This window comes from Niallia oryzisoli (genome assembly GCF_043641075.1).
In the GTDB taxonomy this organism is placed as follows: Bacteria; Bacillota; Bacilli; order Bacillales; family Cytobacillaceae; genus Bacillus_BD; species Bacillus_BD oryzisoli_A.
Window position 1 is genome coordinate 114206 of record NZ_JBHZRC010000001.1, and the last position, 21375, is coordinate 135580.

25 protein-coding genes and 1 riboswitch are annotated in these 21375 nt (G+C 36.9%); of the genes, 15 read left to right on the top strand and 10 right to left on the bottom strand.

The features are described 5' to 3' along the window. Positions 1–34: 34 nt before the first annotated feature. The 4 genes from ACHUFV_RS00580 to ACHUFV_RS00595 form a co-directional block, all read right to left on the bottom strand. Positions 35–340 (bottom strand): hypothetical protein, encoded by a 306-nt coding sequence (locus ACHUFV_RS00580; RefSeq protein ID WP_394231449.1) that lies wholly within the window; start codon positions 338–340, stop codon positions 35–37. Positions 341–676: 336 nt separating this feature from the next. Next, positions 677–1567 (bottom strand): glycine betaine ABC transporter substrate-binding protein, encoded by an 891-nt coding sequence (locus tag ACHUFV_RS00585; protein WP_394231451.1) that lies wholly within the window; start codon positions 1565–1567, stop codon positions 677–679. Continuing rightward, positions 1567–2415: an ABC transporter permease gene (locus ACHUFV_RS00590; RefSeq protein WP_394231453.1), complete on the bottom strand. Its 849-nt coding sequence runs from the start codon at positions 2413–2415 to the stop codon at positions 1567–1569. Before ACHUFV_RS00590 ends, ACHUFV_RS00585 begins: the two co-directional genes overlap by 1 nt. A gap of 2 nt (positions 2416–2417) precedes the next feature. Further along, positions 2418–3677: a quaternary amine ABC transporter ATP-binding protein gene (locus tag ACHUFV_RS00595; protein WP_394233329.1), complete on the bottom strand. Its 1260-nt coding sequence runs from the start codon at positions 3675–3677 to the stop codon at positions 2418–2420. A 262-nt stretch (positions 3678–3939) separates the two neighbouring features. On the opposite strand from ACHUFV_RS00595, the gene ACHUFV_RS00600 reads away from it, so the two are divergent. The 3 genes from ACHUFV_RS00600 (at position 3940) to ACHUFV_RS00610 (ending at position 4888) form a co-directional block, all read left to right on the top strand. Beyond that, complete coding sequence (locus ACHUFV_RS00600; RefSeq protein WP_394231455.1) at positions 3940–4473, top strand: GbsR/MarR family transcriptional regulator; 534 nt, start codon at positions 3940–3942, stop codon at positions 4471–4473. A gap of 146 nt (positions 4474–4619) precedes the next feature. Further along, the gene (locus ACHUFV_RS00605; RefSeq protein ID WP_084786733.1) at positions 4620–4727 is read left to right on the top strand and encodes a YjcZ family sporulation protein; all 108 of its coding nucleotides are present in this window, start codon (positions 4620–4622) and stop codon (positions 4725–4727) included. Positions 4728–4762: 35 nt separating this feature from the next. Continuing rightward, on the top strand, positions 4763–4888 hold the full coding sequence (locus tag ACHUFV_RS00610; protein WP_394231458.1) for a YjcZ family sporulation protein: 126 nt from the start codon (positions 4763–4765) through the stop codon (positions 4886–4888). Between the two features lie 64 nt (positions 4889–4952). Here ACHUFV_RS00610 and ACHUFV_RS00615 read toward each other — a convergent pair whose 3' ends face one another. From ACHUFV_RS00615 to ACHUFV_RS00635, 5 genes are read right to left on the bottom strand one after another with little or no spacing between them, the layout of a single operon-like run. Beyond that, positions 4953–5717, bottom strand: coding sequence for a TatD family hydrolase (locus tag ACHUFV_RS00615; protein WP_394231460.1), 765 nt, complete (start codon positions 5715–5717; stop codon positions 4953–4955). Positions 5718–5726: 9 nt separating this feature from the next. Continuing rightward, a complete protein-coding gene (locus ACHUFV_RS00620; protein ID WP_394231462.1) occupies positions 5727–6458 on the bottom strand; it encodes an ABC transporter ATP-binding protein in 732 nt (243 codons plus the stop codon). Beyond that, positions 6455–7222: an ABC transporter permease gene (locus tag ACHUFV_RS00625; RefSeq protein ID WP_394231464.1), complete on the bottom strand. Its 768-nt coding sequence runs from the start codon at positions 7220–7222 to the stop codon at positions 6455–6457. Before ACHUFV_RS00625 ends, ACHUFV_RS00620 begins: the two co-directional genes overlap by 4 nt. Then, positions 7219–7509, bottom strand: a complete 291-nt coding sequence (locus ACHUFV_RS00630; protein WP_394231466.1) for a thiamine-binding protein — start codon at positions 7507–7509, stop codon at positions 7219–7221. Before ACHUFV_RS00630 ends, ACHUFV_RS00625 begins: the two co-directional genes overlap by 4 nt. A 12-nt stretch (positions 7510–7521) precedes the next feature. Beyond that, the gene (locus ACHUFV_RS00635; RefSeq protein WP_394231468.1) at positions 7522–8523 is read right to left on the bottom strand and encodes an ABC transporter substrate-binding protein; all 1002 of its coding nucleotides are present in this window, start codon (positions 8521–8523) and stop codon (positions 7522–7524) included. A 146-nt stretch (positions 8524–8669) separates the two neighbouring features. Beyond that, positions 8670–8782: riboswitch (TPP riboswitch) on the bottom strand. Between the two features lie 206 nt (positions 8783–8988). On the opposite strand from ACHUFV_RS00635, the gene ACHUFV_RS00640 reads away from it, so the two are divergent. After that, on the top strand, positions 8989–10569 hold the full coding sequence (locus ACHUFV_RS00640; protein ID WP_394231470.1) for a peptide chain release factor 3: 1581 nt from the start codon (positions 8989–8991) through the stop codon (positions 10567–10569). A 102-nt stretch (positions 10570–10671) separates the two neighbouring features. Here ACHUFV_RS00640 and ACHUFV_RS00645 read toward each other — a convergent pair whose 3' ends face one another. Next, positions 10672–10869, bottom strand: a complete 198-nt coding sequence (locus tag ACHUFV_RS00645) for a small, acid-soluble spore protein, alpha/beta type (protein ID WP_394231471.1) — start codon at positions 10867–10869, stop codon at positions 10672–10674. A 244-nt stretch (positions 10870–11113) separates the two neighbouring features. Here ACHUFV_RS00645 and ACHUFV_RS00650 point away from each other — a divergent pair, with 244 nt between their 5' ends. The 11 genes from ACHUFV_RS00650 (at position 11114) to ACHUFV_RS00700 (ending at position 21284) form a co-directional block, all read left to right on the top strand. After that, entirely contained in the window at positions 11114–12472 is a 1359-nt protein-coding gene (locus ACHUFV_RS00650) for a TrkH family potassium uptake protein (RefSeq protein ID WP_394231473.1), read from the top strand. Positions 12473–12651: 179 nt separating this feature from the next. Next, positions 12652–12882 (top strand): glutaredoxin family protein, encoded by a 231-nt coding sequence (locus ACHUFV_RS00655; protein WP_394231475.1) that lies wholly within the window; start codon positions 12652–12654, stop codon positions 12880–12882. A 159-nt stretch (positions 12883–13041) separates the two neighbouring features. Further along, positions 13042–14160, top strand: a complete 1119-nt coding sequence (locus tag ACHUFV_RS00660; protein ID WP_394231477.1) for a GerAB/ArcD/ProY family transporter — start codon at positions 13042–13044, stop codon at positions 14158–14160. A 5-nt stretch (positions 14161–14165) separates the two neighbouring features. Continuing rightward, positions 14166–14312: a hypothetical protein gene (locus ACHUFV_RS00665; protein ID WP_394231479.1), complete on the top strand. Its 147-nt coding sequence runs from the start codon at positions 14166–14168 to the stop codon at positions 14310–14312. 93 nt (positions 14313–14405) lie between these two features. Next, positions 14406–16013, top strand: a complete 1608-nt coding sequence (locus ACHUFV_RS00670; protein ID WP_394231481.1) for a spore germination protein — start codon at positions 14406–14408, stop codon at positions 16011–16013. Positions 16014–16024: 11 nt separating this feature from the next. After that, the gene (locus ACHUFV_RS00675; protein ID WP_394231483.1) at positions 16025–17209 is read left to right on the top strand and encodes a Ger(x)C family spore germination protein; all 1185 of its coding nucleotides are present in this window, start codon (positions 16025–16027) and stop codon (positions 17207–17209) included. Between the two features lies 1 nt (position 17210). Then, entirely contained in the window at positions 17211–17456 is a 246-nt protein-coding gene (locus ACHUFV_RS00680) for a hypothetical protein (protein WP_394231485.1), read from the top strand. Between the two features lie 53 nt (positions 17457–17509). Further along, complete coding sequence (locus ACHUFV_RS00685; protein ID WP_394231487.1) at positions 17510–18628, top strand: GerAB/ArcD/ProY family transporter; 1119 nt, start codon at positions 17510–17512, stop codon at positions 18626–18628. Between the two features lie 196 nt (positions 18629–18824). After that, on the top strand, positions 18825–20090 hold the full coding sequence (locus tag ACHUFV_RS00690; protein WP_394231489.1) for a S1C family serine protease: 1266 nt from the start codon (positions 18825–18827) through the stop codon (positions 20088–20090). Between the two features lie 47 nt (positions 20091–20137). After that, entirely contained in the window at positions 20138–20596 is a 459-nt protein-coding gene (locus ACHUFV_RS00695; protein ID WP_394231491.1) for a hypothetical protein, read from the top strand. A 16-nt stretch (positions 20597–20612) separates the two neighbouring features. Next, the gene (locus ACHUFV_RS00700; RefSeq protein WP_394231492.1) at positions 20613–21284 is read left to right on the top strand and encodes a PspA/IM30 family protein; all 672 of its coding nucleotides are present in this window, start codon (positions 20613–20615) and stop codon (positions 21282–21284) included. Positions 21285–21375 lie beyond the last annotated feature (91 nt).

Genomic DNA, 21375 nt, shown 5'->3' on the forward strand with positions numbered 1-21375 from the left:
TTATGGTGCATGAATCGAGCCTTTTACTTATCATTTACTCCCAGTCCTGCTGTACAACTACTCCTCCTGTTAAATCAATTGTGTTTATTTCTCCTTTATAAAGAAGCTTTCCCTCTTCTCGAACAATTAAGTTTTCGTAGGTATAGACCGTTTTACCAGATGGCATGGTAATTACGACCTTTTCACCAAGCTCTTGTTTTGGTGATTCAACACGAATTAAACTTTGTGAATATAGATAAAGACCGACAAGGATGATAATTAAGAACCCAAGTACATAAACTGACCAAAGCTTAAACCACGGTTTCGTTTCTGTGAACACCTGCTCATTTTGACTTAACATTTCACCAAATCCCCTTTAAAAACGTTTCATTCTAATACAGGAAGGTAATAAATCCCAACAATACAATATGCTGATAATGATAAAGAAATGACAAAATGGTATAAACGCAATCTTTATAGAATATTTAGAATTATTAAAATTATAGTTCAAATAGGTAAAAAAATAAAGTGCTAGTGTTGAAAATTACCTAATTTTCGGGTGATTCGTAAAAAAAGGGGAGGGATTGTATAAAAAACAAGAAGAGGGGGATGTTTCGCTTGGACACTTCACCGAGATCTAACAAAAAAAGCGGTATTCCTCATTAAAATAAGGAATATCGCTTTATACAACTTTCTTTTATTTTAAATCCTCTATAGAATCAATTTCCATATATGCTGGAACAGTTAATCCAAGTGTCGTACCTTCAAGATTTGTACCTAAATCCTCAAATTGCCCTTTATATTTTTTGACATAATCTTCATGAGTAATGGGTAACCAACCTGAAACCTGTGCATCAAGGCTGCCATCTGCGATTCCAGTCCACAATGGACCTGCTTCAACCTGACTTAGGGTAACATCATAACCTAGATCTGATAACACTTTTCCAATGACATGTGTGCTGGCAATTTCACTATCCCATGCAACATAACCTAGCTTCAGCTTTTCTCCATCCGCTTTTTCAACACCTTTTGTCCATTCAGCAACTTGTTCTTTATGAGCTTTTACCCATGCTTCTGCAGCATCCTCTGGATTTTTACCCTCTTGAATCTGCATCATCACTTCACCCATATCATCTGAAGTCCAGTGGAATTGATCAAGAACCTGATAGGCTTTAGTGTGGTCCTCTTGTAATCCAGTACGAACGATTGTATGGATATTTTCTTTCTCTCCAAATGAACCTTTTGGATCATCTAGAATTTTTAAATCATATTTAGAATACATCCAATGTGGAGTCCAGCCTGTTACAATAATCGGTTCTTTCTTTTCGTAGGCTTTTGTTAAGGCTGCTGTCATGGCTGCACTAGAACCCTCGACTAATGTCCAATCCTGTAACTCGTAATCATCAATGGCTTGAGCTGCAGCTTTCATTATGCCGGCGCCTGGGTCAATGCCGACGATTTCATAATCGACACTTTCCCCAACAGATGTTGCAGTATCTGTTCCGCCGCTGGTTTCATTAGAACCCCCACATGCTGCTAAAACAGTCGATATAAGTAATACAATTAATCCGAATATAAGTTTCTTCATTAATTTACACCCCTATGATTTTTATTTCCTACCTTTTGTGTCAGGCGATCTAAAATAATCGCAATAATAACAATGGCTAGCCCAGCTTCAAAGCCTTGCCCAATTTGAATTTGTGTGACTGCACGGTACACATCTGCACCAAGGCCTGGTGCCCCAACCATTGAAGCAATCACGACCATCGAAAGCGCAAGCATAATGCTTTGATTAATTCCCGCCATAATTGTTGGCATAGCAAGTGGCAATTGCACTTTCGTCAACCTTTGCCATGTTGTTGAGCCAAACGATTCCGTCGCCTCAATAATATCTGAAGGAACCTGCTGTACACCTAGAATTGTTAAACGGATTGTAGGCGGCATGGCAAAAATCACGGAAGAAACAACGCCTGGAACCACTCCTATATTAAAAAAGAAAATCGCTGGAATCAGATAAACGAAAGCAGGCATTGTTTGCATAAAGTCAAGAATAGGGGTCACAATTTGTTTTACAGTCCGATTTTGTGAAGCCCATATTCCTAAAGGAATTCCGATAACGATAGATATCACTACGGAAGTAAGCACAAGCGCAAGTGTTTCAATCATATTTTCCCAGTAGCCAAGATTATCAATGACTAATAATCCAATAAATGTAAAAATGGCAATATTCCGATTGGCTATTTTCCAAGCAAGCAGTGCTAGTAGAATCATAAAAATATAGCTTGGGATAAAACTAACTCCAGTTACCATTCCTTCAACTAATAATTCCAAACCTTCTGTTATGCTATCGAAGACAGGCTCAAAGGTATCTGTCAGCCATGAAACAAGCACATCAATCCAATCGGCAATTGGTAGTTTTGGTAGTAAACCATCCATTATCAAGCATCCCCCTTTACAGTTGTTTCTGCGGAAGCGGCTGCTTCTTCTTGGATTTCCGGTGTTGAGTTAAGTATTTCGTTATTCCCTGCAAGAGCACCAATAACAGCCCCTTTTATCACAATTCCTAACAGACGGTTCTTATCATCTGTAACTGCTACGGGTATCGATGAAACAGAAACTGCTTCAAATAGATCAGTAAGTAATGTTTCTTTTGTGACCGTTTGAACATTAGTGTGCATAATATCTTGCAATGGGATTTTCTTTTCAATTGCTGATTTTGCATCATCAGCTGTTATTGCACCAAGCAGCGTTTTCCTTTTATCAACAACATATATACTCGAGATTCCTAAATCTCTCATGTGTTGTAGAGCAACTCTTGGTCCTTTATCAATCTGTACTGTTTCTGGACGTTTCATGATATGTCCAGCAGTAAGTACTTTTGATAAGTCCACGTCTTCTACGAATCTCTCAACATAGTCGTTGGAAGGATTCATCAGTATTTCTTCCGGTGTGCCTATCTGCACAATGGAACCATCCTTCATAAGGGCAATTCTATCTCCAATTTTTAACGCTTCATCTAAATCGTGGGTAATGAAAATGATCGTTTTATTCATATTTGTTTGTATTTCCAGTAATTCATCCTGCATGTCCTTACGAATAAGCGGATCCAATGCACTAAACGCCTCATCCATTAATAAAATATCAGGATCATTCGCTAGTGCTCGTGCCAATCCAACACGCTGCTTCATACCACCGCTTAATTCATCAGGATATTGATTTTCATATCCTTTTAAGCCTACGAGTTGAAGGGCTTCCAGTGATTTTTTCTGTCGAAGCTCTTTTTCTACGCCTTGAATCTCCAAGCCGTATTCTGTATTTTCAAGAACTGAACGGTGGGGGAGAAGGGCAAATTGCTGAAACACCATGCTAATCTTTTTCCGACGTACATTACGGAGCTGCTCTTTGTTCATTTTGACAATATCTTCACCGTCAATCATCACTTTTCCAATTGTTGGATCAATTAAGCGGTTTAACATTCGTACCAATGTTGATTTGCCACTTCCAGAAAGACCCATAATAACGAAGATTTCTCCGCTATATACATCAAAGGAAGCTTGATTAACACCAATCGTAGATCCGGTTGTTTTCAAAATGTTTTGTTTTGAATCTCCCTTTTGTAAAAGCTGTAATGCCTTTTTCGTATTTTTTCCAAATATCTTGGTTACATTATGAATACGAAGCTTTACTTGTTCTTCTATCAAATTGTCTCACCTCTTTATGAATGTTGATTGAATCTATCATTATTGTAGTATGTCTGAAAAATTTATACAAACAGTAAATTTAGTTGAATCCGTATGTATTGTACGTACAGAAATAACTGTACATACAATACATACTGAATTCTTAAGATTCCTCCATAATCCTCCTAATAACGCCTACATTTCATGTTTTACAATTCACTTAAACGTGATAATCTAATATTTAAATAAACATGAATTGATAGTAATGGATGTGAAAAATATGAATAACCAAGCAAAACTTGATCAAGCCCGTGAACGTGTGATTGATGCTGTTAGTCATAATATGAATTTATATGGAATATCAGATTCAATTGGAAGACTGTATGGGTTACTTTATTTTCAAAATCATCCGCTTACCTTGGATGAGATGAAGGAAGAGCTTGGAATGAGTAAAACGAGTATGAGTACATCAGTGCGGACCTTAATGGAATTAAAGATGGTCGAGAAGGTGTGGAGAAAAGGAGTTCGCAAAGACCTCTACAAGGCAGAAGAAGATTGGCACAAAAACTTCTTTGATTTCTTTGACATTAAATGGAGAGCAGCTATTTCTCTAAATGTCCATGCCATCAAAAAATCATTGCAGGAATTACATGAAATAACAGAATCTAAGGATGCAGATGCAGAGATACAAGCTTCAGCAAAAGCTGATATTCAAAAACTTACGGAGGCATTAGATTACTACGATTGGTTAATAAGACTAATCGACAGCTTTGCATCAAAGGATATATTTAATTATATTCCGCTGAAAAAATAAAATGGAGTAAAAAACACACAGAGTATTCAGATGTCTGTGTGTTTTTTTGTACGCTGGGGAAAAAACCTAAAATTGTGTATTTGTCTATCGCATAATTGAGTGGAGCTGAATAGGATATAGGGAAATGAGAAAAGGAGGTTATTTAAATGTCAGGTGAACATCATGGATACGGCGGCGGATTCGCCTTATTAGTTGTATTGTTTATTTTGTTAATTATTATTGGAGCTTCTTGGGGCTACGGTGGATTTTACTAAGTAACTCTTAAGTAAATTTGAAAGGTGGCGTTTATATGTACGGCTACGGCTATGGCGGATATGGTCATGGATGCGGATATGGATATGGCGGCGGATTTGCGCTAATCGTCGTTCTATTCATCCTATTGATTATTGTTGGTGCTGCATGTTTTAAATGGTAATCTCCTTATAATAAGGAGGTAAAGGAGAGAGGCAGTTTGAAAACTGTCTCTTTCCTTTATAATATTATAGTTGATAAAAATTCTTTGCGTTCGTATGTAACTGATAATATACTTCCTCAATCGATCGTTTTTTTATTTCAGCAATCTTTTTGATTGATAAATGAATCATAGTCGGATGTGTCAGCTGTCCCCGGAAGGGTCCTTCAAACTGCCACGGTCCATCTGTCTCCGTCATCATTCGTTCCAGTGGGTACTGATGGACAAGCTGTTGGATTTCTTCTTCATACAACACATCCGGTGTAATCGAGATAAAATAATCATTTTGTATGAATCGGGCTACAGTCTGTTGATCTCCTTTAAACCAATGGAAATGAGCCCGTTTTATCGAATACTTTTCAAGCAGATTACATACAAGGGGTGCATCATCATAGATGGCATGAAGGATGATTGGCTTCTGCCATTTATCTGCTAAACGAATAAAGGCTTCCAATCGATCCAGATATCCCTTGAGAGGAATTTTTCCTTCTTTTCGTAAGTAATAGGGAAGTCCAACTTCACCAATTGCAATCATTTCCTGCTCGTTCAAAGTCATCCAGTCAAGCAATTGAGAAAAGTCATGATCTGATTGTAATGGCTGCTCAGGGTGCCAGCCAAAGGCAGGCTTGACCTTATGATATTTTCTTGAAAAAGTAAGATTTTGAATGCATGAAGCCAAATCGTAAGAAACACCAATTAACGCTTCGAGTGCTCGATCTCCATTTACAATATCCTCAATATCCTGTTCGTGATAATGATCGAGGTGGATATGTACATCAATAATTGAATTCATGACTAATCACTACCTTAGTGCATAATAGATCTTTCGTTTCCAAGCAAGGAATTCATCAGTTAGCAAAAGTTCCTCATCCCGCGGTCTTGAAAATGGAATGATAAATTCTCCAGTTATCGATGCAGGCTTTTTTGACATAATGACAATGCGATCAGACATAAATAAAGCTTCATCAATATTATGGGTAACAAATAGGATCGTCCTTTTGTGTTCTTCCCAAATGGAAAGCAGCCATTTTTGCATGTCAAGCCGGGTTAATTCATCCAATGCAGAAAAGGGCTCGTCCAAACAAATAACGGGCTGTGGACTTAATAAGGCCCTAATAAAGGAAACTCTTTGTTTCATTCCTCCAGATAATTGAGAAGGGTATGCATTCGTATAGCCGGCTAATCCAGCCTTTTCAATCATTTCTACTGCTGTATCATAATCCTTCTTTCCTTGCAGCTCTTGTCCAAGCAGAACGTTTTGCAATACCGTTCTCCAGGGTAATAGGGAGGGTGACTGCGGCATATAGCTGATTGACCCTTTTTGGCCATTTATTGTTTCGCCATTTAGTCTAATTTCACCTTCGTCAGGCTTGAAAATTCCGCCGATTAAATGGAATAAAGTACTTTTACCGCTGCCGGATGGACCAAGAATGGAAACAAATTCACCTGCTTGAACATCCAATGATAAATGATCAATAATTTTTTCGGAGGAAAAGCTTTTCGTGATTGAGTCTAAATGTAATAACTGGGTCATTTGGAATCCTCTCCTTTCATTTTCCAACGAATAACAATTCGCTCGATGACAATAATACAGACAAAGAAAAGGAGGCTAAGAATCATAATCGCGAAAATGGCCACAAAAACACGATCGGTCCGAAAGGAGGATGAGGCAAGTGTCATATAAACGCCGATTCCCTCTTTTGCTCCTAACCACTCCGAGATTACGGCACCCATCACACTATATGTAGCAGAAATTTTCAGACCAGAAAAAATGGCTGGAAGTGCAGAGGGAAATTCTAGCTTCCAAAAGAGCTGACTTTTATTAGCACCTGCCATTGCTAAATAGTGCTTTAATTCAATAGGTGTTTGTCTAAAGCCGTCAATTGCAGCAACCGTAACAGGGAAAAAACAAACTAGCGTAATGACAATCAATTTAGGCAGCACGCCAAAGCCGAACCAAATAACCAATAACGGCGCAAGTACGATCGTTGGAATGTTTTGTGAAAGAATTAGTAATGGATATAAGGTATCTTTTAAAATTGGAATTAAATATAATAATATCGCGGTTAAAAGTCCGATGGCCGTACCAACAGCAAATCCAGATAAGCTTAACCGAAGTGTTGATAGCAGATGGATGGAAAATTCACTCCAGTGTATTGCCGCTTCTTGAAAGATTTTTACCGGAGATGGAAGAAGCCATTGCGGTACTTCAAAAACCTTAACCATTGTTTCCCAAGCGATGAATAAAAGAAGGAGAGCCAATAAGGATCTCCAGCTTTTAGATATAAACGTCATCACCGGTATTTCTCCGTTAAATCGACCATTTGGATTCCAGCTGGTTGATATAGTGCTTTAATTTGAGTAATAACATTAGGGCTTCCGATTTCTATCATACGTTCATTCATTTTTGTTATCATGGAAAAGATGGACGCTAAATCACCTTCAACAGTTGTTTCAAGCGGATGAACCTCATATTTCATACCTGATTCCGCAATGACTTTGATTGCTTCATCGACAAATGGGATTACGTTCTCACCATTTGGGGTTTTCGGGATAATTTGAATACTAACTAATGAATTTGCCATGCTTTTCTCTCCTTATTCTGGTAAAAAATCATTTGTGAATGCTTCTTCAGCCTTCAGTTGCTTTTCTAATAAGCCATTTTCATACATCCAATCAGCGTAGTTTTCCCACACCTCAAGTTTCTGTTCACCCCAGCGCTTAGCATCATCCTGGTATCGTGGTGACAGCCATTCCTGACTCTTTTTAACTAATTCTGAATCAAGGTCAGGTGCTGCGGCCAGTAGTATATCTGCAGCTTTATCCGGGTTATCAATGGCATACTGGTATCCCTTAGCAGCAGCTTTAACAAAAGCTTTGACTGTTTCAGGATTTTTGTTTATCATTTCTTCGTTTGTCGCAAGTACAGGGGTATAATAATCAAGCTTATCACTGTAATCCGTTAAATAAATCATATTGATTTTTTCACCGCGCAGTTCGGCCTCAACACCTGTCCAGCCGTAGTAAATCCAGGCAAAGTCTACATCACGTTTAATCGCTGTAAAAAAATCTGTATCCCCAATATTTATAATAGAAACATCCTTAGGGTTCGCGTTTTCCTGCTTCATTAAAGAGGCAATGACAGACTCTTCAACAGGTGATCCCCAGCCTCCGTAGGATTTTCCGGCAAAATCCTTTGGTGTTTTAATGTTTTTGTCTGCAGCAGAAGCAAATCCGGATGTATTATGCTGGATAACAGCTGCAATGGAAACAATCGGAACATCTTGGATACGTGCTTGTGTGATGCTTTCCTGATAGCTTACGCCAAACTCAGCTTTACCTGAAGCGACAAGCTGGTCTGCACCCGTTTCTCCTGGCATGATGATGTCAACATCAAGACCTTCTTCTTCAAAAAAGCCTTGATCTTTTGCAACATATAAGCCTGTATGGTTGGTGTTTGGTGTCCAATCAAGTACAAGCGTTACCTTTTTTAGCTTTTCGACCTTTTCATTTGTATCAACTGACTTTTTGTCAGGCTGTTCTGTATTACAGCCTGCTGTAAACAAAACAACAATCAAAACCATGAGCCATTTTTTCAATTGAAATCCTCCTATTGTATGTAGTATTGGATGATGAAAATTGTTATAGAGCAGAATTATTGATCCCCGGGGAGCGTGCTCAAATTGAGTTCCGGAAAAACAAAAAAGCACTCGGTTTAGTACCGGTGCATATTGAAAACAATAGTTGATTGTCTAGAATATGTTTCCTCCGCCGGTTTTAACCAGATCAGGTTCAAAGGGTTAGCATCAAATGAGGATACACTCTCAACCGGCTTATCCGGTTCCCCTACTATTCTTACCTATTCAATTAACTCTATCCAATTATAACAAATTTCGACAAATTGAAAAGAAAAATGCAAATATAGTAAAATTAATTATTCCTATAAGAAGGGAATGATATCGAAGAAGGTAAATTTCTTTTATTTCATATTGCAAACTACGAGCTGTAGATATAAGATTTAAGTTATGAGTAAAAATTGAATGGAATAAAGTGAGGAATTTTTCATGTCGAATACATTTATAGATGAAGTGCAGTCACGCCGCACTTTTGCTATCATATCTCACCCGGATGCGGGGAAAACGACATTAACGGAAAAGCTTCTATTATTTGGAGGAGCCATTCGTGATGCGGGAACAGTAAAAGGAAAGAAAACTGGGAAGTATGCAACCAGTGACTGGATGGAAATTGAAAAACAACGGGGAATCTCGGTTACATCAAGTGTCATGCAATTTGATTATGATGGAGCACGGGTTAATATTTTGGATACTCCTGGACACCAGGATTTCAGTGAAGATACGTATAGAACGCTAATGGCTGTAGATAGTGCTGTCATGATTATTGATTCAGCAAAGGGGATTGAGGAGCAAACTTTAAAGCTGTTTAAAGTCTGCCGCTTAAGAGGCATTCCTATTTTCACCTTTATTAATAAATTAGACCGTGATGGGAGACCACCGCTTGAATTGCTTGCCGAGCTAGAAGAGGTAATGGGAATTGAATCGTACCCAATGAACTGGCCAATCGGGATGGGAAAAGAATTTTTAGGAATATATGATCGGTTCCATAATCGAATTGAGCAATTCCGTGTAGACGAATCAGAACGCTTTATTGCATTAAATGAAGATGGCGAAATTGAGGGCGACCATGCAATGAAACAAAATGCATTGTATGATCAAACATTAGAAGAGGTCCTTCTCCTGAATGAAGCTGGTAATGAATTTTCAAGGAAACGTATTGCGGATGGGGGATTAACACCTGTATTTTTTGGAAGTGCCTTAACAAACTTTGGCGTTCAAACATTTTTGGAAACCTATTTACAATTCGCTCCATCTCCACAGCCAAGAGAATCAACCATCGGGAAGATTGATCCGGTTTCAGAAAATTTCTCTGGTTTTATTTTTAAGATTCAAGCAAATATGAATCCTGCTCACCGAGACCGTATTGCCTTTTTGCGTATATGCTCTGGAAAATTCGAACGAGGTATGACGGTGAATCTCCCAAGAACAGGAAAGCAAATTAAGCTTGCGCAATCCACTCAGTTTATGGCTGATGATCGCAGTACTGTGAATGAAGCAGTTAGTGGGGATATCATTGGTCTTTACGATACAGGCACATACCAAATTGGTGATACATTGACATCAGGTAAGGACTCATTTCAGTACGAAAAACTGCCGCAATTTACACCAGAATTATTTGTTCGTGTGACGGCGAAGAACGTCATGAAGCAAAAGCATTTCCATAAAGGAATTGAACAATTGGTTCAAGAGGGAGCCATTCAATTATACAAAACAGTTAAATGGGATGAGATTTTGCTTGGAGCGGTAGGCCAATTACAATTTGAAGTGTTTGAGCATCGAATGAAAAATGAATACAATGTAGATGTCGTATTGGAGCGTCAAGGATCTAAGATTGCCCGCTGGATTGAAAACGAAACGATAAATGAATCTTTATCCAGCTCACGAAGCTTACTTGTTAATGATCGTTATGGTAATAAGGTCTTTCTATTTGAGAATGATTTTGCATTAAGATGGTTTCAAGAGAAAAATCCGGATATTAAATTATATAATCCAATGGACTCATCATCATAATTATTGAATTGGAAGAACCTATAGATGGCTTTGCTACAGAAAAAACAAATAGTTAAAAGTCCGGTTTTGAACCGGACTTTTTCCATTTACTATAAAGTTGTCTTATTGGTTTCTCCCAGCTAATTCAGATTGTGCTTGTTGAACTAAGCGTTTTGTTATTTCTCCGCCTACAGACCCGTTGGCACGTGAAACGGTATCAGAACCTAAATGAACACCAAACTCCTGAGCAATTTCATATTTCACTTGATCAAGATATTGTTCAATACCAGGAACAAGAAGCTTATTGCTGCTTCTAGACATACACTTCAACTCCTTAAGGACTATATTTTTATATTCAGAGAAAATCTCCTCTGTAGTAGTATTATGAGTAGTAGGCTAGAAAAAATAAGTGGAAATGTTTTTCGGTAAATATCAATCATTCCCTTCAATTGATAAGCACAAGCAAGTAGTGAAAAAAGTTTTTTGTCGAAAGTTCTTATATTCCTTTTAAAAGGGGAGAATATTCTTTAAGATAGGATTAGTTATTAGCGAAAGGAAAACTAACATGTGGAAAAAGCTTAAATATAATCTTGATAATATTACTCCGGCACAAGCAATTATTACTTTTTATTTTATAGCAGTAACCGTCTCTGTCTTACTGCTTCGAATACCGGCAGTACATAAAGAGGGAGTGGAAGTATCATTACTCGATACCATTTTTATTGCCATTAGTTCTGTAAGTGTAACTGGTCTTACCGTTCTTAATATATCTGAAACATATAGTACATTCGGTATCTTTGTTCTTATGTTTGTGTTCCAGTTTGGTGGAATCGGCGTTATGTCACTAGGGACTTTTTTTTATCTGATTTTGGGAAAGAAAATTGGTTTGCGGGGCAGACAGTTAATTATGGTTGACCATAATCAGACCAATCTAGCCGGACTTGTTGCCCTAATAAGAGAAATTATCAAAATTATTTTATTGATTGAACTCGTCGGTGCAGTCATACTTGGATTTCATTTTCTGCAATATTATCCGAGTGCAACTGATGCATTTATCCATGGTTTATTTGCTTCCATAAGTGCTACGACAAATGCAGGCTTAGATATTACAGGTGCATCGCTTAAACCATTTGCAAATGATTATTTCGTTCAATTAATAACCATAATCTTAATTACACTAGGTGCCATCGGTTTTCCTGTTTTAATTGAATTTAAAAACTATCTTTTCCAAAAAGACACGATGCCGCTGCCTTTTCGTTTTTCACTTTTTACAAAAATTACAACCATTACTTTTGCGTGCTTGCTTGTTTTTGGAACAGTCATGATTATCATTCTTGAATTTCAGCATTATTTTAAGGATATGGTTTGGCATAAGGCCTTTTTCTATGCCTTTTTTCAATCAGCATCGACAAGAAGCGGTGGTCTTTCGACCATGGATTTAAGCGAGTTCTCAGAACCGACATTGCTTGTTTGTAGTGTGCTCATGTTTATCGGTGCCTCACCAAGTTCTGTCGGAGGTGGTATACGAACAACAACATTAGCTCTAATCATTTTGTTCTTATTTCATTTTGCCCGTGGAAAACGTCATATTAAAATCTTTAAGCGGGAAATACACGAGGACGATATCACAAAGGCATTAGCTGTAACCATCCTTGCGGTTTTGATTTGTTTAATTGCAGTGATTGTTCTAGTCATTACAGAGCAGCATTCTCTTTTAAGTATTCTTTTTGAAGTAAGTTCCGCATTTGGAACAACAGGATTATCAATGGGAATAACACAGGATTTATCGACAGTTGGAAAATGGGTTATCATGATTCTGATGTTTATTGGCAGAATTGGCTTAGTTTCATTTCTCCTATTACTTAGGGGAAAGGAACAGGATGTCAATTATCATTATCCAAAGGAAAGAATTATTATCGGTTAAATGTAATAAACAAAAAATGCGGCTTTCGGGTGCAAATAAACTGTACCTGAAAGCCCTATTCTTTGAAAAGGGTTTACAGAATGATCCTAAGAGCTGGTCATGGATATTTTGTAATGAACATGGATGGAGGAACGAATTCTTGGTAAGGTGATATAAATATATAAAAGGAGAAAATAAAGATGAATCAAATTACTGTATACACAACTAACACATGTTCATATTGTGTGATGTTAAAGAATTTTTTAACACAAGAGGGACTGACCTTTAAGGAAATAAATGTACAAAAAGACCAAAGGGCAGCCAATAAACTGGTATCCACTACTGGACACTTGGGAGTTCCTCAAACGGAAATTAATGGTCAATGGGTGCTTGGATATGATCCGGATACGATAAAGAATTTAGTGAGATAAATAGGATAGAAATGAAAAAGTCGAATGCTTTATTCGACTTTTTTCTTTTTATTCCAAAGTGAAGTAACTGGTATAGTTTGTCATGTAAAGGAAAATATAAGAAGAATTCCATCACTTGGAAATAAAACGTAGAAATACATAAAAATTAAGGTGTTTTTTATGGAACGAATCTCTCTTTCCCAGTTATTTACGTTAACTGTTTTTTTTCAAATTGGTACGACGATAATATTTGGTTTTGGTGCATCGACCGGAAAAGATGCTTGGATTGCCACTATTATTTCTATTATTTTAGGAACTGCAGCAATTGGACTTTATCTCACACTTTCGTATCTAAACCCAGGATTAACACTAGTCGAATGGTTTCCTGAACAATTTGGAAAATGGATTGGAACGCCAATCGCATGGCTGTACCCTCTATTATTTTTATACGAAGCTGGAAGAGTATTAAATGATGTTAAATATTTATCAACTTCATTAATTTTGGAAGGGACCCCTTACTGGTCGGTAATCGTTTTATTTCTACTGGCGGTTACTTATATCCAACTATGTGGAATAGAGGTTTTGGGAAGAGTAGGAGAAATATTTTTACCGTATTTCTTATTCATGATCGTAATCATTATTATTCTTCTATTGGTTGGTGATTTGTTAAAAGGTGAAAATCTACAACCAGTTTTACAGAATGGATGGCAGCCGATATTAAAGTCATCATTTCCATTAGGTGCAAGCCAGGGGTTTGCACAAACGTTAGAATTTGCTATGATTTGGACTCTTGTTCATTCTAACTATAAAAATATCGTTAAAACAACCTGTTATGCGACTATTTTCTCAGGATTCATCATTTTAGTAACGGTACTCATGATGATTATGGGTTTAGGTGAATCTTATTTTAAAATGGAGATTTTTCCTATGTTTTCTCTAGTATCAAAGGTAGATGTTGGGGAGGTGATCAAAAATTTAAATGTTTTTGCTGTCTTACTTTTTGTTATTTCGGCCATTTTCAAAATCTCATTACATATCTATTTTGCCATTAGAGGGATTCAGCTTCTTACTGGAATGAAAAAAAGTCGAAAACTAATCTTCTTCATCTTCATTTTGTCGATTTATCTTGGTTATAGTATTTCAAACAATATTCAAGAGCATCTGCAGGTTGCTTTTGAAATATTTCCTTATAATCTATGGCTTGTACTTTTATGGATAGTTCCTTTTCTTCTTTTATTTGTCACCCTAATCAGAAAGCTTATGGCAAAAGGTAAATACTTCGGAAAACTAAAGGAGTGAGTAGAATGATGAAAGATTGGCTGTTTCCTTGGGAATCTCATATCATGATGACGAATCCTTTAGCTATGCCTGTATCTATGGTTATGCTTTCTTTACTATTATCCATTATTACCTGGACAAAACAACGTAAAACAAATAACAAGGATGAATAACCATGGATATATGCTGGGCTGAGTAACCGATTATGTTGCCTTAGGTTAGATGAAAAACATATATATTTGAGCATGAATCTAGGAGTTTTGGACATGAAACTGAGTGAGTTTTTGAAAAATAAAAAACATAAAATGGATAATTGGGAAAATGTTGAGATACAAGTTGATGATGGTACGATCCCACCAGATGTTTCAAACGTTCTAACTGGTATAAGGCAAACAATGGGGAATAGTACTGATATCATTACGAGACAATTTAAAACGGGGAAAAATGGTTTGATAGAGATCGGAATTGTATACATAGATGGTCTTGCTGATAAAAACTTTATTCAAGATTTCATTATTGAACCATTGATGACAGATTTGAGGATAACGAAGCTTGATTTTGAGGTGAATAAACAAACAAATTTATTTGAAGTGATTAAGGATTTTAACGTAGCAGGAGGCGATATGAAGGTCATTTCGGATTTGAAATTACTTTATTCTAATATGCTTTCCGGTGACACGATTATTTTAGTAGATGGCTATTCAAAAGCATTCGCCGTAAGTTCGAGAGGCTGGGAAATGAGAGGTTTAGAGGAACCGTCTTCCCAAACTGTTGTACGCGGGCCCAAGGAAGGCTTTACTGAAACGTTAAGAATAAATACTTCGCTAATAAGAAGAAGAATTAAAAATACCAATCTTTGGATTGAGACACTGTCTGTAGGAGAGAAGACACAAACGGATGTCGCTCTCCTTTATATAAAAGGAATCGCAAATGATAAGATTATTCAAGAAGTTAGAAATAGAATGAACAAAATTAACATCGATGCCATTTTGGAAAGCGGTTATATCGAAGAGTTGATTCAAGATGAAAGCTATACAATATTTCCTACCATTCATAATACGGAGCGTCCAGATGCAGCATGTGGATCTTTATTAGAAGGCCGCATTATCATAATGGTGGATGGAACTCCATTTGTACTCATTGTACCTGCTTTATTTATCGAATTCTTTCAATCGAGTGAGGATTACTATCAAAGAGCAGATATTAGTACACTATTGAGGTTATTACGATTTTTATGTTTATTCCTTGCATTATTAACTCCTTCAGCCTATATTGCTGTTACAACTTTTCATCAGGAAATGCTACCGACCCGTTTACTAATCAGCCTGGCTGCACAACGAGAAGGTGTTCCCTTTCCGGCTATTGTGGAAGCGATCATGATGGAAATCACTTTTGAGATTTTAAGAGAAGCAGGTGTCAGAATGCCGAGAGCGGTAGGTCCTGCAATCTCAATTGTAGGAGCACTTGTGTTAGGGCAAGCAGCAGTTGAAGCAGGAGTTGTTTCAGCGACCATGGTTATTATTGTTTCATTAACCGCAATAGCCAGCTTTGTCAGCCCAACATTTAATATGGGGATAGCCATTAGAATTTTACGTTTTGTATTTATGATTTTAGCGGCTACATTTGGATTGTTTGGGATTATCATCGGCTTGATCATAATGGTTGCCCATCTAGCCAGCTTACGTTCATTTGGCGTTCCTTATCTATCCCCGATGGCTCCGTTTATTGCAGGAGATCAAAAAGATGCTATTTTAAGAATCCCTCTTTGGGGTATGCTTTCAAGACCGCGGCTGATAAGTCAAAAGGATATTAAGAGAGAAAATTCGTCAAGTCCAAAGCCTCCAAAACAATTTATTAAAAACGGAGAATCGTGAGGAGACATTATATGAAAAAAATAGCTCCTATCATTATTACTTTACTAATCATTATTGGTTTGACAGGATGTTGGAGTTCAAAAGAACTGTCAGAAATAGCGATTGTAACAGCCATGGGGATTGATAGGACACAGGATGGCTACCGAATTTCGATACAAATTGTTAATCCGGGAGCGATTGCAGCTAAAACGGGTGGTCAAGATTTAGGGATGTCTGTTTACACTGCCGAAGGAAGAACAGTAATGGAAGCAATCCGGAAATTAACAACTTTAACACCCAGGAAACCTTATTTTTCTCATTTAAGAGTCGTTATTTTTGGTGAAGAAACAGTCAAAGCAGGGATAAGGAAACCATTAGATTTTTTATCAAGGGACCATAACATGCGGACCGACTTTGTCATTGTAATCGCCAAAAAGATGAAAGCAGAAGATCAAATAAAAATATTAACACCGTTGGAAAAAATATCAGCAAATAAAATATTTTCATCCATTGAATCAGCCGAAAAAAATTGGGCACCAACTAAAATCGTGCTGTTAGATGAACTGGTCAGTTCTCTCATTAGTGAAGGTAAACAGCCTGTAATGAGCGGGCTTGAAGTCTTGGGTGATCCGGAAAATGGAAATAAAAAAGAGAACCTTGAAAGTGTACAAGCACCTGTTACGATTAAAACTGATTTTATTGGAATATTAAAGGATGATAAATTAATTGGCTGGCTGGATGAAAGTGAAAGTAAAGGGTTTAATTATATAACAGACAATATTTCAACCACGGTAGGGTATATCGAATGTGACGGGGGTGGGACAGTTACGATTGAAACGGTACGAAGTAAAACAGATATGAAAGGGCTGTTTGAGAATAATACTCCTAAAATAAAGATTCAGGTTACGACAGAAGCAGATATTGCCGATGTAGAATGTCCCGTTGATATAGCTAACACAGAGGCTATAACTGATTTGGAAAAACAGTTTAATAAAAAAACAGAAACAATTATTTTAAAAAGCATTGAAAAGGCCAAGAAGATGAAATCTGATATATTTGGTTTCGGTGAAGCATTAGGAAGGACAGATGCAAAAAGGTGGGAAGAATTAAAACATGGCTGGGATGAAGAATTTACAAAACTGGATATAGATGTAGAAGTAGATATTAAAATTAGAAGAACAGGTACGATAACTGAATCATTCCAAAAGGAAGAGTAAGATGTGGGGTATTATTTGGGTTATAGCTGCAGCATTAATTGCAGTTCTATTGGAAAAAGACCATATTAGACAAAGCTGGAAAAGAAAAGAAAAAGCTGTATTTTTTATTACTTTATTATTTGGAACCATTGTCTGCATTGCTTGGGTGCTGCGTATAGAGTTAGGAAACCCCTTGGAGTTTATTGCAGAGGTCTATCGACCGATTTCAGATCCATTATCCTCGTATATTAGACAATTTAAAGAGTGATAAAATTCCCTGATTTATAAACTCTCTAATCCAATAAAAAGGAGGGGTAACCGGTGGAAAAAGTGAAAATAAGTGTGTCTCAATTTACTGTATTAGTTCTGATGTATACAATTGGTAGCTCTGTCCTTGTTATGCCATCTACGCTTACATCTATTTCACGGAGTAATTCATGGATAACATCATTCCTGGTATTATTAATTGGACTCGTTTTCATTTTATTGTACGTCAATATTTCCACTGTTTATCCAGATAAGACTTTTATTGAAATAAATAAACTCGTTTTTGGAAAATGGATTGGCAGTGGCTTTTCCATTCTATTTTTATTTACTGTATTCGTGATGGAAATTGGCATCCTAAGGGATTTAGGTGACTTTTTTATCACACAGGTTATGGTCGATACACCCATCCATGCTATTCATATACTTTTTTTGATTACAACCATTTATGTCATACGAAAGGGACTGGAGGTGATTTCAAGAACCTGTGAAATATTCTTCCCATGGACAGCAACGCTTTTGATTCTTCTTATTCTTTTTCTTATTCCAGTGATGGAGTTGCAAAATTTACAACCAAATTTGGCAAAAGGATTTGGTCCTATAATTGGTGGGGTTATTGTCCATGTAAGCAATCCATATAGTCAATTAGTTGTTTTTTTAATGATTTTGCCATATGTCAATAACATATCAAAAGCAAGAAAGGGATTCTTTATTGGAGTCATCTTTGGAGGTTTAGTCATAACCATTATAACTGCCATGTGTCTAGCTGTTTTAGGGGATGACTTTACTGCCAGAAATATGTATCCGACCTATATACTTGGAAAGAAGATTAGAATTGGAAACTTTTTAGAAAGAATTGAAGTGTTTGTGGCAATAAGCTGGGTGTTTACTATTTTCTTTAAATTTTCAATAAATTTTTTTGTACTCGTACTTGGAGTCTCCCAAATCTTAAAATTGAATGATTACAAACCATTTATATTTCCGTTGGGATTTATTTTACTGGTTTATTCCATGGTTAGTTTTCCTAATACAATCTACATAAAGAATTATATGTACGAAACATGGACACCCTATTCTGTTACCTTTTTTTTTCTATTGCCGTTAATTGTATTTTTTATTGCAATTATAAAATCAAAAGCAAATAAAAAACGTTCGAAAAAGACGAATCCTCAATAGGACTTTATTTTTGAGGAACAAGACGAGCAGGCTGATAAGCTTGCTCGTTTTCCTATTTATTCACTATTTTTCCTTCCTTCTTAAAAATTTGTTAATAATTTAGTCATATTTACAAATTATGATGAATTTAAGGGAAGAAGGTTATGAACTCTCGTGAAATAGCCACGAGGGAAAAGGGAAAAAGGAGGAAATGCATATGGACAATTTTAATCAATTAAACCCATGGCCAGTGGAGACAGAGGAAAAAAAACGTAAACAAGGAAAGGCTAGATTAAAAGGTTTTATGAATACCGTTGCAGGAGGCATTATCGGCTCTGTTCTGACAATTACCATTATCCCTCATACTGACTATCTTGAAAATATATATTCAAATGTGGAGACGAAAGTGTCCCAGCTTTCAGAGCAACCGGGAAATGCTCGTTCTACTTCAGAGGGGATAACAGTACAAAAAACTGCAGCAATGAATAATTCTCAGGGAAACATTGCAAATATGGTTGAAGAAGCTTCAAAATCGATTGTTGGAATTGTAAATAAACAAACTCAATCTAATCGCTTCCCTAATGGTGCTAATATCAATGATTCAGAGGCAGTCGAAAGTGGATCAGGTACCGGAGTTATTTATAAGATTGATGGCAACAGTGCATTTATTGTGACAAATAATCATGTGATTGAAGATGCAGAGGAACTTGCTATCACTGTTTATGGCGGAGAGCAAACAACAGCAGAGCTAATAGGTGCGGATCCTCTGACAGATATAGCGGTGTTAAAAATCGATGCGAAATATGCAGAAAAATCCTTGGAATTTGGAGATTCAAGTACATTAAGAGCAGGTGACACAGTACTTGCAATTGGAAACCCTCTTGGTTTGGATTTATCTAATACGGTAACACAGGGGATTGTCAGCGCCGTGGACCGTTCGGTTTCTGTATCAACGTCTGCAGGAAATTGGGAATTAAACGTTATTCAAACAGATGCAGCTATTAATCCAGGGAATAGTGGCGGTGCTTTAGTAAACACTTCCGGACAGGTGATTGGGATGAATAGTTTAAAAATTGCAGAAGATGGTGTAGAAGGACTAGGGTTTGCGATTCCAAGTAATGACCTAGTCCCTATCATTAACGAAATTATGAGAAATGGAAAAGTTGAACGCCCATATATTGGAGTTGGGTTAGCGAGTCTTGAAGAAATTCCACAAATGTATAAGCAAAGCCTTCCTAATGATGTTCAAGGCGGTGCAATGGTAACAAGTATTGACCCAGACTCAGCGGCTGCAAAGGCGGGGCTCCAAGTACAGGATGTTATCGTTTCTATTAATGATACAAAAGTAACAAACTCTGTTGATTTAAGAAAATATTTATATAGTAATTTAGAGGTCGGCGATAAGGTATCCTTAAGCATTTATCGCGGTGGTGAAAAAAAGACGATCCAATTAACGCTGACAAGTAACAGCAAAAGCTTGTAATAATCTGACCAAGCCGATTCCGCATTTCTGTGAAAGGGGGTGAGAGTTTGAGGAGGTTACGTTCGTTATTGGTTTTTGCTGCAATTGTGATTGCCTTTGCTTTAGGCTATAAATCAGCAGCATGGATTCAGATGGCCGGCAGCTGGTTTTATTCATTTCAATATGGGGATAGCTGGCAACTAGTCAATTCATATATTGATTTAGGAATTTCTATAGCTAGACTAATTGGAAAAGTAATATTAATCCTAATCGGATTATATATGTTGATACAAACAAAACACATTGGAAAATGGGTAGGGGCGGGGCTAATCATGACCGTAAGCATATCATTACTACCAAGCAACCTTACCATTCCGCTGATCCTTTTGGCTGCGTTAATAGGGTATACATGTAATAAAATAAATCATAGAAAGCAAAAACAGAAAGTATCAAGTGAATCATTGTTACAGGAGGATAGGCAAAATTATTCTGCCATTCTCGAAAAATGGGAAAACACAGTTCGTTAAGGAGGAACCTAATATTATGGGCATTTTTAAAAGAATGAAAGATATTGCTTCAGCTGATCTACACAATAGATTAGACAAAGTAGAGGATCCAATAAAGATGTTAAAACAATACTTAAGAGAACTTGAAAAGGAAATCCAAAAAGGAAAGAATTCTTTAGCTAATCAAATGTTTGTGGTGAAAAAATATGAAGCTCTAATTGCAGAGACAAACGAAACAATCGAAAAAAGAGCCAGTCAGGCTGAGCTCGCTATCAGCCAAAATGAAGAAGAGCTGGCGAAAATGGCGATCGAGGAAAAGATTAATCTAGAGAAGAAATTAACCTCCTACCAATCACAACTAGATTCCGTTAAAAACCAAACAGAAGCTCTAGTTCAGCAGTTAAATAGGATGAAGGAAAAATATGAAGAATTATCGAACCGGAAATTAACGCTACTATCAAGAGCAGCAGCTGCGCAAGCATCAGATACTTTTGGACAATCACTGATTTCTCTTAATTCTGAAAATGCCTTATACGGATTTTCACGTATAGAGGATAAAATCGTAGAGATGGAAGCAAAGGCTTCCGCCAATCAATACCTTTTAAGCAAAGCCACCTTAGACAATTATAAAGAACTACCTAGCTTACTTGATGTTGAAGTGGAGCAAGAGTTGGGAAAATTGAAAGAGTGCTTAGTAAAGCAGACTTAATATAATGAAATAAAAAGGAAGCATATTGCTTCCTTTTTTGCTTTTGATCTATATTATTTAGTTTGAGACTTTATGTCTCCTATTAATAGAA